Origin of the sequence: Niveibacterium umoris (assembly GCF_014197015.1) — a bacterium.
Classification (GTDB): domain Bacteria; phylum Pseudomonadota; class Gammaproteobacteria; order Burkholderiales; family Rhodocyclaceae; genus Niveibacterium; species Niveibacterium umoris.
Genome location: NZ_JACIET010000001.1, coordinates 1,857,815 through 1,871,380, shown reverse-complemented (window position 1 = coordinate 1,871,380; position 13,566 = coordinate 1,857,815). Strand labels below are relative to the sequence as shown.

At 62.1% G+C, this 13,566-nt stretch carries 12 protein-coding genes; 9 read left to right on the top strand and 3 right to left on the bottom strand.

Annotated elements, in window-relative coordinates; translation table 11 throughout:
* Positions 1 to 166: 166 nt before the first annotated feature.
* Complete coding sequence (locus tag GGR36_RS08435; RefSeq protein WP_183634164.1) at positions 167 to 1,438, bottom strand: glucan 1,4-alpha-maltotetraohydrolase domain-containing protein; 1,272 nt, start codon at positions 1,436 to 1,438, stop codon at positions 167 to 169.
* Between the two features lie 300 nt (positions 1,439 to 1,738).
* Between GGR36_RS08435 and mbhE the strand changes: the two genes are divergently transcribed.
* The 6 genes from mbhE to mnhG are packed head-to-tail and all read left to right on the top strand — an operon-like array spanning position 1,739 to position 7,323.
* Positions 1,739 to 4,480 (top strand): hydrogen gas-evolving membrane-bound hydrogenase subunit E, encoded by a 2,742-nt coding sequence (gene mbhE / locus GGR36_RS08430; RefSeq protein WP_183634163.1) that lies wholly within the window; start codon positions 1,739 to 1,741, stop codon positions 4,478 to 4,480.
* Positions 4,477 to 4,800: a Na+/H+ antiporter subunit C gene (locus GGR36_RS08425; RefSeq protein ID WP_183634162.1), complete on the top strand. Its 324-nt coding sequence runs from the start codon at positions 4,477 to 4,479 to the stop codon at positions 4,798 to 4,800. The genes mbhE and GGR36_RS08425 overlap by 4 nt, the downstream gene beginning before the upstream one ends.
* A 13-nt stretch (positions 4,801 to 4,813) precedes the next feature.
* Positions 4,814 to 6,250, top strand: coding sequence for a proton-conducting transporter transmembrane domain-containing protein (locus tag GGR36_RS08420; protein ID WP_183634161.1), 1,437 nt, complete (start codon positions 4,814 to 4,816; stop codon positions 6,248 to 6,250).
* Positions 6,250 to 6,723 carry a Na+/H+ antiporter subunit E gene (locus GGR36_RS08415; protein WP_183634160.1) on the top strand — a complete coding sequence of 158 codons (474 nt, stop codon included), beginning with the start codon at positions 6,250 to 6,252 and terminating at the stop codon, positions 6,721 to 6,723. Before GGR36_RS08420 ends, GGR36_RS08415 begins: the two co-directional genes overlap by 1 nt.
* Complete coding sequence (locus GGR36_RS08410; protein WP_183634159.1) at positions 6,720 to 7,004, top strand: monovalent cation/H+ antiporter complex subunit F; 285 nt, start codon at positions 6,720 to 6,722, stop codon at positions 7,002 to 7,004. The genes GGR36_RS08415 and GGR36_RS08410 overlap by 4 nt, the downstream gene beginning before the upstream one ends.
* Positions 6,988 to 7,323, top strand: a complete 336-nt coding sequence (mnhG, locus tag GGR36_RS08405) for a monovalent cation/H(+) antiporter subunit G (protein ID WP_183634158.1) — start codon at positions 6,988 to 6,990, stop codon at positions 7,321 to 7,323. Before GGR36_RS08410 ends, mnhG begins: the two co-directional genes overlap by 17 nt.
* Here the strand turns inward: mnhG and GGR36_RS08400 are convergent.
* Positions 7,320 to 8,078, bottom strand: coding sequence for a PEP-CTERM/exosortase system-associated acyltransferase (locus GGR36_RS08400; RefSeq protein WP_183634157.1), 759 nt, complete (start codon positions 8,076 to 8,078; stop codon positions 7,320 to 7,322). The two genes, mnhG and GGR36_RS08400, sit on opposite strands and share 4 nt — an antisense overlap.
* A gap of 157 nt (positions 8,079 to 8,235) precedes the next feature.
* Here GGR36_RS08400 and GGR36_RS08395 point away from each other — a divergent pair, with 157 nt between their 5' ends.
* Complete coding sequence (locus GGR36_RS08395; RefSeq protein WP_207064270.1) at positions 8,236 to 9,879, top strand: FAD-binding protein; 1,644 nt, start codon at positions 8,236 to 8,238, stop codon at positions 9,877 to 9,879.
* A 393-nt stretch (positions 9,880 to 10,272) separates the two neighbouring features.
* Here GGR36_RS08395 and GGR36_RS08390 read toward each other — a convergent pair whose 3' ends face one another.
* Positions 10,273 to 11,016, bottom strand: a complete 744-nt coding sequence (locus tag GGR36_RS08390) for a PEP-CTERM sorting domain-containing protein (protein WP_183634156.1) — start codon at positions 11,014 to 11,016, stop codon at positions 10,273 to 10,275.
* 367 nt (positions 11,017 to 11,383) lie between these two features.
* Between GGR36_RS08390 and GGR36_RS08385 the strand changes: the two genes are divergently transcribed.
* Together GGR36_RS08385 and GGR36_RS08380 are read left to right on the top strand one after the other, a co-directional pair.
* Positions 11,384 to 11,971 (top strand): XrtA/PEP-CTERM system exopolysaccharide export protein, encoded by a 588-nt coding sequence (locus tag GGR36_RS08385; protein ID WP_420847489.1) that lies wholly within the window; start codon positions 11,384 to 11,386, stop codon positions 11,969 to 11,971.
* Between the two features lie 86 nt (positions 11,972 to 12,057).
* Positions 12,058 to 13,566: an XrtA system polysaccharide chain length determinant gene (locus tag GGR36_RS08380; protein WP_183634154.1), complete on the top strand. Its 1,509-nt coding sequence runs from the start codon at positions 12,058 to 12,060 to the stop codon at positions 13,564 to 13,566.

Genomic DNA, 13,566 nt, shown 5'->3' with positions numbered 1-13,566 from the left:
AATCCGACGCTTGGGGGGCGACACGCGTGGAGCACTTTGTCGGGGCTTTGCGTGTTGCTGGCGTCGGTGGGGGGCGGGGGCACGACGTCGGTGCGTCCTCGTGAAATCTGGGTGTACGAATGCGTTGTGTTGCGGGGCGACTGGAATCACCCCGCAGCAATGGGCCTTACTGCTTCCAGACCGCGTAGTTGGTGCCAGAGGTCAGCAGCGTCCAGCCCGTTCCGGGCGACCAGCTGTTCGGGCCGATCTTCATCGCCAGCTTGCCGGTGGTACCGGTGATGATGGCGGCGTAGAGCCCGGTGGTGGCTTGCTGGATAGCGACTGCGGAAGTCGAGGTCACGCCCGCGGCGTTACGCGCCTGGATCAGTGATTTGATGCCGGCACGCAGCCCCCAGTTGTAGACGTGGGGGTAGTACACCGTCGGGATGCCCGGGTGGGTCAGGATGTAGGCATAACCCTGCATGACCGAGCCGGCGGGAACCGGCCACAGGTTCTGGCCAGTCGAACTGGTCTCAGACGGGCCGGTGTCGTGGTTGTCGACGAAAGTTACCGACATCTGCCCCCACCAGCCGAGCGCACCAGCGGGTTTGCCGGCGCTGTCCTTCAGTCGCCAGTAGTCGTTGTTGTTCAGCACCTGGACCAGCAGGCCGTGGGTGGTGAAGTCGAACGCCGCGCAGGTGTTGCCGGTGCCGTTGATGTAATTCATCTCCAGCTGGCGGTGCGCGTCGACGTTGTTCAGGTCGAGGTTGGTCCAGATCTCGCCGACGCAGAAGTCCGGTGCGAACGCGTCGTGGTAGGTCTTGGCATAGCTCGGCGCGTAGCCCTTGGCGAAGTCGTAGCGGATGCCGGTGAAACCGTCGGCCTTGAGCTTGGCCATCCAGGTCTTGATGTCCGCCTGAACGAAGGCCTGGCTGTGGTCGATGTCACGTGCCGAACCGTAGCCGTCACCGGAGTCGGCGTTGCCGCAGTGGCCGGTCCATTCGTCATTGCTGACGACGGCGCGGCAGTCCCAGGTGGGGTTCGTGAAGTCGGCCCAGTTGGCGGTACCGACACGGTGGTTGATCACGATGTCCGCGATCGACTGGATGCCCTGGCCCTTGAGTGCAGAGACTGCGTTCTTCAGATCGGTCTCGGTGCCGTACTTGTTGCTCAGGATGTTGAGCTGGCGCGGGAGGTAGCCGTTTGCGTCCCCAGAATCGCTTGCCGGCGGGAACCACACGTGAGTAACGCCCAGGTCCTTCAGGTCAGCAGCCTTGCCGCCGAGGGTCTGCAGCCAGTTCGGGCCGGTGTAGTTCGGGGAATTCCAGTGAAAGCCCTGCAGCAGGATCGCCTTGCTGGCGCCGGCTTGCTGAGTGGCCGAATGTGCAGCGGGGGAAACGCAGAATGCGGCGAGAACGGCGGAAGCCATCAGCGTCGCGCGGGAACGCTTTGCAAACATGTGTTAAGTCTCCGGATTGTTTTGTTACGACCCTGCTTTTTTGTCGCTTCCCACGCCGCGCAGCCGAGGCTTCAAGAGCCTGACCCGTGGGACTACGACAGGGTTCTGCTGTGACGTCTCATCGATGGAGGCGTCTTTATCGTTCCATTAGTAAAACCCATGATTCCGCAGAATGCAAGCAATGCCAATGGGATAAATTGCCATTTGCATTGGCTGCTGCGTTGCGTCAAGGTGTCCCGAATCACTGCGGGCGGCTAAGATCATCCCAACCGCGCCCTCCGCGCAGCCTCAACCGCATCCATGACCCTTCTGCTCATCGCGCTGTTGCCCTGGTGTGTGGCCTTAGTCGCTTCGCGGTTGCGCAGCGGTGAGATCGCGTTCTGGCTGGCCTTCGCCTGCTGCGTGACACTTGTTGCCACGCTTGGCGCAATTGCGCCGGGTGTGTGGGCGGGTGGGGCGATGCGCATCTCGGCGGAATGGTTGCCGGGCCTGGGGGCCGCAGCGACCTTGCGGCTGGATGCGCTGGCCTGGCTGTTCGCCATGCTGGTTGCAGCGATCGGCGCTCTGGTGATGCTGTACGCCCGCTACTACCTGGCTGGCGACCGGCAGTTGCCGCGCTTCTTCGCGTTGATGTGCGGCTTCATGGGCGCAATGCTCGGTGTCGTGCTGGCGGGAGATCTGATCCTGCTGGCGCTGTGCTGGGAACTGACCAGCGTGGCGTCTTTCCTGCTGATCGCATTCAATGCCCCGGAGCGGGGGGCGTTGCGTGGCGCGCGTGCGGCGCTTACGGTTACCGGGCTGGGGGGCGTGGCGCTGATCGCTGCCGTGCTGATGCTCGGTCGCGCAGCTGGCAGCTTTGATCTGGCCGAGGTTCTGGCGTCAGGTGCAGCGGTGCGTGCCGACCCGCGCTATCCGTGGATACTTGCCTGCTTCCTGATCGCGGTGTTTTCGAAGTCGGCGCAGTTCCCGTTCCAGTTCTGGCTTGCGCGCGCAATGGCCGCGCCGACGCCTGTGTCGGCTTACCTGCACTCGGCGACGCTGGTCAAGGCCGGCATTTTCCTGTTGCTGCGCTTCTACCCGGTGCTCGCGGGCAGCGAAGCCTGGTTCTTTACGGTCAGCGCCGTCGGTGCCGTCACCCTGCTGCTGGGTGGGGTCGCTGCCGTGTTCCAGCACGACCTGAAGGGCTTGCTCGCCTACTCGACCGTCAGCCACCTTGGCCTCATCACCTTGTTGATCGGATTCTCGGCTGACACGGCCATCGTCGCGGCGGTATTCCATGTAATCAACCACGCCACCTTCAAGGCTTCGCTGTTCATGGCGGCCGGCATCGTCGATCACGAATGCGGAACGCGCGATCTGCGGAAGGTGAATGGTCTTTGGCGCTTCATGCCGCTGACCGGGTCGCTCGCGATCGTTGCCGCTGCGGCCATGGCCGGCGTGCCCCTGCTCAACGGCTTCCTGTCGAAAGAGATGTTCTTCGATGAATCGCTAGCGCTCGAAGGGCATGATCCGATCGCACTGCTGGCGCCACTTGCGGCGCTCGTGGCAGGCGCTGCTGGGGTGGCCTATTCATCGCGCTTTGTCCATGACGTGTTCTTCAATGGTGAGCCGGTCGGGCTGACACGCACACCGCACGAACCGCCGCTCTGGATGGCGGTGCCAGTTGGCATTCTTGTCGCGATTTGCCTGCTTGTCGGTTTGATGCCGGAGCCAGTCGTCGGCGTGGCGCTCGCGGCTGCGGCGCGGGCGGCCTTGGGTGGCGCGCTCCCGGCCTATTCGCTTGCCGTGTGGCACGGTTTCAACCTGCCGCTTGCCATGAGCACTTTTGCGCTGGTGGCCGGCGTAGCAGTGTATGCGGCGCACGGGCGGGGCCGCCGGCTGCACCGGCGTCCAACGCCGGTCGCGATAGGCTATGAAGCGTTCGAGTGTTTGTTGCTGGCATTGGCTCGTTGTGGCCAAACGCTGACACGTCAGCTTCGCGGCGACCACATGCGGCTGCAGATGGCGGCGCTCGCGCTGGTGGCGGTCGTGGCGGCCGGCGTGCCGCTCTTGCTGGGCCCTGTCGCCGTCACGCTTCCGGCTATCAGCGCGGGGGCTGTGAGCGGCGGCGAGATCATCTGGCTGGTCGGCGCCGTGTTCGCGCTCGGCGCGGTCAGTGGCAAGGTGCGTCCGGTGACGGTGCTGCTGTTTCTGGGGGCGGTAGGGTTGTCGGTGTCCATGGCCTTTGCGGCATTGTCAGCGCCCGATCTTGCCTTGACGCAGTTGTTCGTCGAGGTCGCGACGGTGCTCTTGCTGATGCTTGCGCTCGAACGCATGCCGGTTGAGCCGCTGCGCCAACGCAGCCTGGGGGCGCACATCCGCTACATCGCGCTGGCACTGGCCGGGGGAGGCGGTTGTGGCTGGCTGGCGTGGGAGGCGATGCAACGCAAGCCCACGACGATTTCCGATTTTCACCTGCTGCATGCCGTGGATGGTGCCGGCGGCACGAACGCGGTCAACGTGATCATCGTGGATTTCCGTGGTTTCGATACCCTGGGCGAGGTCACCGTGCTGGCCGCGGCCGCCTTGATCGTCTGGTCTTTCCTCGCGCGCGAGCGGAGCGGGGCAATCACACGCTTCCGCGGCTCGTTCATGCTGCCTTTGGCGGTGCGGGTGCTGATGCCATCGGCGGCGCTGGTGGCGGTGCACCTTTACCTGCGGGGCCACAACCTTCCGGGCGGCGGATTCGTTGCCGGACTGCTGCTCGCGATTGGCCTGGTACTCGAGGCGCTCGCACTCGGTTCATGGCGTTCGCCTCATGCGAAGCCGGTACGCTGGCTCGCGGGCGGGCTTGGGCTTGCGCTCGCGACGAGCGGAGCGAGCCTGGCCTTCGGCTTCCCGTTTCTTACCAGCACATTCGGGCACCCCGTGCTGCCGCTGCTTGGCGAGCTGCCCTTGGCGAGCGCGGCAGCGTTTGACCTGGGCGTGCTGGCGGTCGTGGTCGGGGCAACCCTGATGCTGATTCTGGCCTTCGCCTTTGGTCGAGAGGAGCGCTCCGGATGAGCGTTGAGTTGATGCTGGCCGCCGCGATCGCCGTGCTCGTGGCCTGCGCCTTGTACTGCCTGATGCGTGGGCGCTTGTTCGACGTCATCGTCGGGATCACGCTACTGTCGTACGGCGTGAATCTGTTCCTGTTCGCGATGGGGCGCCCGGCAGCGAATCGTGCGCCGATCGTGCCGGCGCACGGGTCCGTGGTGCCGGCCGAGTACGTTGATCCCTTGCCTCAGGCCCTGGTGCTGACGGCAATCGTGATCGGGTTCGCGATGACAGGCCTGATGGTGGCGCTCGTGATCAAGCGTGTGCAGTCGAAAGGGGAGGGTTGAGCCGGTGCAGGGCATGCCGTTGCAGCATCTCGTCATCGCACCGATTGCCCTGCCTCTGCTGGCGGCGACGCTGTGCCTTGCCGCGCCACGTGCAAGCCGCGCCATCAGCCTGTGCAGTGCGCTGGCGACCCTGGCGGTTTCCGTGTTTTTGGTGGCAACAGCCGCGAGTGGCGATGCACTGGTCTACCTGCTTGGCAACTGGCGGGCGCCTTTCGGTATTGCCCTGCTGTCCGACCGATTGGGCGCGTGGGCCGTGCTGGCGACTGCGTGGGTGCTTTGCGGCGTGCTCCTTTTTTCGATCGGGGCAGGGCGGGACAAGGGCGCCTATTTCCACCCGCTTTACCAGGTGCTATGGATGGGTGTGAACGGCGCCTTCCTCACCGCCGATGTGTTCAATCTGTTCGTGTTCTTCGAGGTCATGCTGGTCGGTTCCTACGGCATCGCGCTGCAAGGTGCGGGCATGGCCGAGGCGAGGGCGACTCTGCGCTATGTGGCGATCAATCTTGCCGGATCTGCGCTCTTCCTCATCGCGGCCGGTTTGCTCTACGGCGTGTGCGGCACGCTGTCTATGGCAGATCTCGCGCTGCGCTTGCCCGCGCTTCAGGGGGCCGATCGTGCGCTCGCCTTGTCGGGCGCGGGGCTGCTCGCGGTGGTGTTCTTGCTCAAGGCGGCGGCGCTGCCGCTGTCGGCCTGGCTGCCGCAGACCTATGGCGGCGTCTCGCCCGCATCCGCGGCTTCGTTCACCTTGCTCACCAAGCTGGGTGCGTATGGCATGTTGCGCGTTGTCTCGCTGTGGGGCGGCACCTTGTTCGATGCGAACTGGATCGCAGTGGTGATGGCCTGCGGCGCTGGCACGGTGCTGCTCGCCGGCGCGGGTGCGCTCGCGAGTCTGTCGCTCGCTCGTGTGGCGGCATGGGGGGTGCTCGGATCGAGTGGCCTTCTGCTCATCGTATTCTGTTCCGGCTCACCGCAGGCGCTGGCTGGCGGGCTGTTCTACCTTCCGCCGAGTGCCATGTGCGCGAGTGCGCTGTTTCTCGTGGCGGACCTGCACCGACGCAACCGCCTGGCCGACGGCAAGCTGTGGCTGTTGATCGCCGCTGTCGGCGTTGCAGGCTTGCCGCCTCTGGCGCCTTTTCTTGCGAAGCTGCAAGCACTGGATGGCTTGTTCGCTGCGCCGGACTTGCACGGCTTGGCGTGGCTCATCCTCGCCGCGAGCCTGCTGACGCTGACCGGGCTGGCTCGCGTGGCGCTGCGGCTGGCGGGCGCTGGGGGCGAGCCCGCAAACAAGGTCGAACACCTTGCTTTGGCGTGGTTGTGCGGCGGCGCACTGGCAATGTCGACCCTTGCGGCACCGATTCAGCGCTACACCGCCGTGGCCGCAAGTGAATTGGCGGCGCCTCAGGCTTATATCCGGCAGGTGCTGGACGCCGTTCCGGTGGGAGGCAGGTGATGCGTGTCTCGCTGCCGTGGTGGGCGGGTCTGTGGTGCTTCTGGATGCTGCTGCAAGGATCGCCGTCTTTGGGGAGTGCTCTGCTCGGGGTCCTGGTGGCGTGGTTGATCGCGCGCTGGCTCGCGCCCGAAGCCAGCGGAGGCGCGCGTTTGCGCGTGCTGCCGTTGCTGCGCTTGCTCGGGCGCGTGGCGTGGGACATCGTAGCGTCCAACCTCGCGATGATTTCAATGGTTTTGTTGCGATCGAATCGGTTGCGTCCGCGTTGGGTGGAGGTGTCGCTGGACTTGCCTGACGACCCGCGACGGGTGGTGCTTGCGGCGATCGTATCGCTTACCCCCGGTACGCTGTCGGTCGACCTTGATGCGGAAAGTCGCTGCCTGCTGGTTCACGCACTCGATTGCGGTGACGAGGACGCTCTCGCCTCCACCATCAAGTCGCGATACGAGTCGCTTTTGCTTGAGGTGTTCGCATGACAGAAGCTGTGCTGCCATTCGTCACGCTGGCGTATCTGGTGGCGATGGGATTGTGCGGGCTCCGTTTGCTGAGCGGCCCGCAGGCAGAGGACCGTGTGCTTGCACTCGATACGCTCTACATCATGGCGCTGGCGCTGATTGCCGTGTTGAGCATCGGCTCGGGCCATCCCATCAACTTCGAAGGCGTGCTCGCGATTGCGATGGTCGGCTTTGTCGGCACGATCGCGGCAGCGCGATTCCTGACCCGTTCAAGAGGGGCAAACGATGCCGGCCTGGATTGATGCTCTCGTCGCCGGACTGCTGGTCGTGGGCGCTTTCGCGGCGCTCGTTGGCGCGTGGGGGCTGGTCAAGCTGCCGGAGTTCATGATGCGGCTTCATGCGCCGACCAAAGCCTCGACGCTTGGCGCCGGGTGTGCGCTGGCAGCGCTGACACTCAGGTTTGCAGGGGTTGAGGGCGTCGGCAGCCTGCGCTACCTGATCCCGCTGATCTTTGTGTTCATCACCGCCCCGGTCAGCGCACACATGCTGGCGCGGGCCTGGCGGGCCCGCAACCCCGTGAAGATCGAGGCGGGCTCCGGCGGTTCCAGCGGAAAGTCCTAAAGTCCGGCGGCTTTGTAGGCTTCGTCGATGGCGTTTTGCACGACGTCGAAGAGCGGCCGCATCATCGGCTTAAGGTCGCGTGCAATCAGCGCTGGGCGCAGGTAGGAAGGCACCCGCAAGCCGCGGTGTTCGATCGGCGCACCGATCTGCTGTATGTCGAAGCCGATGCGCGCGAAGTGCAGCGCCAGTCGCGGCTCGGTCAGCACGAACACATGCTCGATCCCTTCCCGTATCGACATTGCAAGGCAGGCAAGGTAGAGGCTCACCGGAATGAACGGGAAACGCTGAACCGGACCGGCTGCACGGAAATCGTCATCGCTGATCGAAACAGGTTTGTCCTGTTCGTCTTTCCGGCGTCGGAAGTCGGATACCACTGCGAGTCGCGAGACCTCTGCGATTGCGGTTCGAGGAAGGCGGCTGGGATCGACGATCGAACGGTCGAGCACCGTACCGCAGAATTTCTCGAATGGCAGTGGATGTTCCAGGTCATCCGGGTTGGCGCGAATCAGGCGTGCGCAGCCCACCGGCCTCGCGTGCTCACCCCGAGTGCGCAGCACGCAATGGAGTGAGTGCTTGTCGTAGTCGTCGGTCTCTTCGCGCGTGTCGCGCTCAGCTTCGAAGTGCAGGTCCTTGCAGTACACCTCATGGCGAACGAAGAACGCCTCGCGGCGCACCGCGTCGTCGAGCGCCGGAAGTATCTCGAAGTAGTTGCTGAAGCTCTCGCCCAGATTGCCCTGTGCCAGTTCCGCCGACATCTTGCAGCCCTCGCGCTGTCAGAATGCGTGTGATTGTAGCGCCCGTGCAGGCTTACGTTCGATGGCGTTGAGTGCCGATGGATAACTACTTCATTCGGCGCGCTACACGGCGCACACTATTCTGATTCGGGACACGACAACTGTTGCGGAGGTGCTTGTGGATCTGGTGACCAGGGCGGCGCTTGCATTGGATCAGTGGAGTGATCTTCAGGGCGTGAAGGTCATGCGGGGAGCGGAGGCGACAGCGTGTTACGGTGCCGATTGCGGTGCCGCAGAGCGCCAGATTCTCGGCGCGATTCAACTCCAATACGATGGCAAGGCCAGACTGCCGCAGATCCTGGCAATCGCCCGGGCTGCGCGAGTACCGATCTATCCGATCAGCACCGGGCGCAATTGGGGCTACGGGACGGCGCTGCCGGCAAGCGGTGCTGCGGTAATTCTGGACCTCTCGGGTCTCGATCGGATCCTCGACTACGATCCGGAATTCGGCACGGTGACGCTCGAACCCGGCGTGACGCAGGCCAAACTGTGCCGGTTCCTTGCCGAAAATGGTGGCCGGCACATGGTCCCGACCACCGGGGCAGGGCCGGAAGTCAGCCTGCTTTCAAACGCGCTGGAACGTGGCTATGGCATCACTCCGCACGCTGATCACTTCAATGCGCTGTCGAATCTTGAGGTGATCCTCCCCAATGGAGAATGGCTGCGGGCGCCGTTTTCGAGTCTGGGCGTGCCGGTCCTCGACAAGTTGTTCCGGAACGGAATTGGTCCGAGCTGGATCGGCCTGTTCACCCAGAGTGCGCTGGGTATCGTTACCAGCGCAACGATCACGCTGGCGCCGCATCCCGAGCGCACGGCCGTGTTCCTGTTTTCGTTACGAAGCCAGGAGGACTTGCCCAAGGTAGTGGGGCGGGTGCGTGCGGTGCTTGACCAATGCGGCGGTCTGGTGGGGGGGGTGAATCTGATGAACCGCCACCGCATGCTCTCAATGACGATCCCTTATCCGAAAGAGCGACTCGGCGCATCGCCGATCATGCCAGACGGGCTCGTCGATGAACTCGCCCGCGCAAACCTCATCATGCCGTGGACGGGCTTCGGCACCCTTTATTGTTCGGAACGATTGCTCAGCGCGGTAAAGAAAGAGGTCAAGGCGGCCCTGCGGGGTGTCGCGGTAAGGCTCGTTTTCCTGACCGCGGACCGGATCCAGACTCTGCGTGGTGCGCTGAAGTTTGCGCCCGCAGCGCTCGCCAAGCGCGCAGAGGCCAGTCTCGCGACGCTGGCCAAGTCACTCGACCTGATCCAGGGGATTCCGAATGAGACGGCCCTTCCGCTTGCTTACTGGTTGAGCGGGCGACGCCCTCCGCCCGGAACGCAACTGCATCCATCCAGGGACGGATGCGGCCTGCTTTGGTACGCGCCGCTGGTCGCAATGAACCCCGAACTAGTGAATGACTACACCCTGTGGGTCACTGGGCGCATGAAAGCGTTCGGAATCGAGCCGCTGATAACACTTACCACGATTTCAAGCAGCATCTTCGACAGCACGGTGCCGATCCTGTTCGACCGCGCAAACGAAGCGGCCGCGCGCAATGCCGGTAACTGCTTGCAGGCCTTGATGGAAGAAGGTCGCCAACGTGGCTACACGCCCTATCGTCTGGGAATCGATGCTTTGCCATGGTTGTTGGGTCACGGCGGCTCGTCGCTTCAATTCGTCTCGGATTTGAAGAGACACCTCGATCCGGAGAACATCTTGGCGCCTAGTCGCTACTGCCTGAATCCAGAGCTTACGCCACAACCGTCGTAGCGAAACTCGGACTGCGTCGGCATGTGGGCCGCCGATAGGGCGTCAATGGAGTGCCCTGAAACGATGCGCGACGCGAGCGGCGAGATTCAGTTGGGAGTTCAAAGAAAGCAGCACAATCCGCGCTCTGAGCTGTGAATTCGCGCCAAGCGCGTGTGCTTCGATGCGGGGCGCCTAGAATCATCCCCAACGGCGCGTGAGTCTAGCAGCCGCTCACAGTCGCTGTTTGCTAGCTCGATCAGCAAGTTGTGATCATCACGGGCAGGGTAGATGCGGCGTGCAAAGCGCGGCTGATACGAACTCGCAAGGGTCGGATACTTCTGCGTGAAGGCTGCAGACACAAAAAAACGGCCTCTTTTGAGGCCGTTTTGCGTTATAGCGATTATCTCGTGGCTATCAGCGTACCTTGCGGCGTGCCAGACCAGCACCCAGAAGCGCTGCACCCAACAGTGTGAGCGTGCCCGGTTCGGGGATTGAATCCCCGACCAGATTGCCAGTGCCGGAAACGTCGGCCACACTTCCACGCTTGAACGAGAGAGAAGTGGTGAAGCCCAGGTCAGCGCCGTCAGCTTGCGTATTGGTGTTGAAGTTGCTTGCAGCCAGCCCACCGATGACATCAAAGGTACCCAAGCCGCTCAGCAAAATACCGCCGACGTTCGTGCCCGTCAGCGTGAAGCCAGACGTGCTATCGGTATGTGCGAGCAGATCCAGGAACAGCGTGCCATTCCCAGTGTTAGCCCACGTCAGAGCGTTGTAGTCGAACGGATTCGCTACATCCTTATCGGTACCACTGCCGACATAGAACTTCGTCCAGCCGCTCTTGTAAAAGACTGTTTGGCCAACTGCCGGAAGAATAACGCCACCAACCGGAGTGTAGCCGCCGAATTGGAAGGTCACTTCGCATCCCGGGCAGAAAGACGAAGGCCCAGTGCCGTTCCAAGCCTGGATAATGCCAAAGCCGGAGAGTTCGCCAGTCGACGTGTTGATGAACTGGCGCATGTTGAGCGACTGGCTTGAATAGTCGGTCGCAGCGTCCGGATCCCAGATCACTCCGCCGACATTGATCAGCGAGGCGGAGGCAGCGCCGCTGAAGGCGAGGGCTACGCAAGCACCGAGCACCCCCATCTTGAACGATTTCATTTTTGATCTCCTAGCGATTCACTAACTGCGGCCCGCTTGCCGCTCACAGCCCATAAAGCAGACAGCGTGCCAGGATGGGTGAAAGTTCTTAAGTTGTTGAAAAAAAAAGAGTTAATCGTGTCTTGTGCGTTTCGATTTCGCGTTACGGATTGGTGGTGTAAGAAATTCAGACAGCGGGCAGGGTCGACTCAGTGGCTTCTTAGGAGGCGCAGACCTTTCGACAATGCAGCGCGCCGTACAGCGCATGTTCTGTGCCATTTTTGGCGCAGTCCGCGAAGCCCATGGCGTAACATGCGGCGCATACCGTTTGTCGGACATATCAAAAAAGGGGCCTGCAATGACTCGCAATATGTCTAGCCTTGGTGCGATGTTGTTCGCCACGGCGCTGAGTTTACTTCTCGGGGCGTGTGCGACCCAGTATCCGCCAGCGCCTTCCGGTGCGGCGTCAACTGACTACAACTACATCATCGGCGCTGGCGATGCCTTGAATATAGTGGTCTGGCGCAACCCCGAACTATCGATGACGGTGCCGGTTCGCCCTGACGGCAAGATCACGACGCCGCTCGTTGAGGATCTGCCTGCGATGGGCAAGGATGCATCAACGCTTGCGCGGGACATCGAGAAGGCGCTTGCCAAATACATTCGGGATCCCATTGTCACCGTGGTCGTGACCGGATTTGTGGGGCCTTACAGCGAGCAGATCCGTGTTGTTGGCGAAGCCGCCAAGCCGCAGATTCTTCCGTACAAGCAGAAGATGAGTCTGCTTGACGTGATGATCGCTGTCGGGGGCATTACCGATTTCGCCGATGGCAACAAGGCCAGCATTCTCAGGACGGCTGAAGGCGGCAAGCAGTACAGCGTTCGCCTGAAAGATCTGCTCAAGCGCGGTGACGTATCAGCAAATGTGGATATGCGCCCGGGTGACGTCCTGATCATCCCTCAGGGTTGGTTCTGACCTGCTCCCATAAATAACGATTTCACGACGTCAGGGCACCAAAATTGGAAGAATTTCTTGCGAGCGCGATAGCCCAGGCTCGGGGCATGTGGCGCTATCGTTGGTGGGGATTGCTCGCCGCCTGGATTGGCGGGGTGATTCTGGCGGTCGTCGTGATGATGATCCCGGACAAGTACGAGGCCAGGGCGCGCGTCTTTGTCGATACACAGTCGGTTCTGAAGCCGCTCATGCAGGGCCTTGCTGTCCCGACGAATGTCGAGCAGCAGGTGACGATCCTGAGCCGCACGTTGATCAGCCGGCCGAACGTCGAAAAGCTGATCCGGATGGCCGATCTGGATCTAGACGTCAAGACAAGAGAGAAGCGCGAGATCCTCATCGACGATCTGATTGGGCGGCTGCAGATTGTTGGCGCTGGGCGGGACGATCTGTTCGTACTCACTTTCAAGGATACGAATCCGGAGCGCGCCAAGCGAGTCGTTCAAGCCTTGGTGTCCATCTTTGTCGAATCCGGTCTGGGCGATAAGCGGAAGGACTCTGACGAGGCGCGTCGGTTCATTGAAGAGCAGATCAAGAGCTACGAGACAAAACTCGCTGATGCCGAAAATCGCTTGAAGGAATTCAAGCTAAAGAATCTTGCCCTCTTCGGTGATTCTGGCAAGGATGCGGTCACTCAAATCGGAGAGCTTAACTCGAAGCTGAATCAGGCACGCCTTGAGCTTCGCGAGGTCGAGAACTCTCGCGACGCTGTCCGCAGACAGTTGGCTGGCGAAGACCCAGTCTTTTTGCCCGACTCCGGCCAGGCTCCTTCAGGGGTATCAATTCCGGACATCGACGGGCGCATTGATGCCATGAAGAAACAGCTCGATGCGCTGCTGCAGCGCTACACCGACCAGCATCCTGATGTGGTCGGAACTCGCCGGGTCATTGAGCAACTGGAGGCGCAGAAGAAGCAGGAAGTCGAGTCGCGTCGCAAGAGCGGTGGTATGTCTGGCTCGCTTGGCGCGAACCCGGTGTATCAACAACTGAAGTTGTCGCTGAGCGAATCAGAGGCCAATGTGGCGTCACTCAAGACGCGGGTGGCGGAATACGAGTCGCGACTGAATGCAATGCGCGGGTCACAGCGAATGCTGCCGGAGGTGGAGGCGGAATTTGCACAGCTTAATCGTGACTACGAGATCAACAAGAAGAACTACGAGAGCCTGGTTTCGCGTCGGGAAGCGGCCAACATGTCGGTGGAAATGGACGCATCTTCGGGCGTCGCTGAATTCAGACTGATTGATCCGCCCTCGGTGCCGAGCAAGCCGGCCGCGCCCAACCGTGCTCTGCTGATGCCAGTCTCCGGTGTTGTTTCTCTGCTCATCGGGATGCTGGTCTCTTTCCTCGTCTTTCAGGTGCGGCCCACGTTCTTTGATGGAAGAGGCTTGCGTGAGCTCAGCGGGCTTCCGGTGCTGGGTGTGGTTACCTTGATTGAGGATCCGGTGCGCTCCAGGCGCGAGCGTGTTCGTTCAATCTACTTCGCGGGCGGATTGCTGGGGTTGGTCGGCGTGTTCACGCTGATGACTGCAATCTTGGTTCTCAGAGCGTTTGGGACTTAA

Bases quoted from the DNA above. Each gene is read 5' to 3' on its own strand.
- mnhG (WP_183634158.1), top strand. From the start codon at position 6,988: ATGCCGGCCTGGATTGATGCTCTCGTCGCCGGACTGCTGGTCGTGGGC.
- GGR36_RS08425 (WP_183634162.1), top strand. From the start codon at position 4,477: ATGAGCGTTGAGTTGATGCTGGCCGCCGCGATCGCCGTGCTCGTGGCC.
- mbhE (WP_183634163.1), top strand. From the start codon at position 1,739: ATGACCCTTCTGCTCATCGCGCTGTTGCCCTGGTGTGTGGCCTTAGTC.
- GGR36_RS08380 (WP_183634154.1), top strand. From the start codon at position 12,058: ATGTGGCGCTATCGTTGGTGGGGATTGCTCGCCGCCTGGATTGGCGGG.
- GGR36_RS08390 (WP_183634156.1), bottom strand. From the start codon at position 11,016: ATGAAATCGTTCAAGATGGGGGTGCTCGGTGCTTGCGTAGCCCTCGCC.
- GGR36_RS08415 (WP_183634160.1), top strand. From the start codon at position 6,250: ATGCGTGTCTCGCTGCCGTGGTGGGCGGGTCTGTGGTGCTTCTGGATG.
- GGR36_RS08420 (WP_183634161.1), top strand. From the start codon at position 4,814: ATGCCGTTGCAGCATCTCGTCATCGCACCGATTGCCCTGCCTCTGCTG.
- GGR36_RS08435 (WP_183634164.1), bottom strand. From the start codon at position 1,438: ATGTTTGCAAAGCGTTCCCGCGCGACGCTGATGGCTTCCGCCGTTCTC.
- GGR36_RS08385 (WP_420847489.1), top strand. From the start codon at position 11,384: ATGTTGTTCGCCACGGCGCTGAGTTTACTTCTCGGGGCGTGTGCGACC.
- GGR36_RS08410 (WP_183634159.1), top strand. From the start codon at position 6,720: ATGACAGAAGCTGTGCTGCCATTCGTCACGCTGGCGTATCTGGTGGCG.
- GGR36_RS08400 (WP_183634157.1), bottom strand. From the start codon at position 8,078: ATGTCGGCGGAACTGGCACAGGGCAATCTGGGCGAGAGCTTCAGCAAC.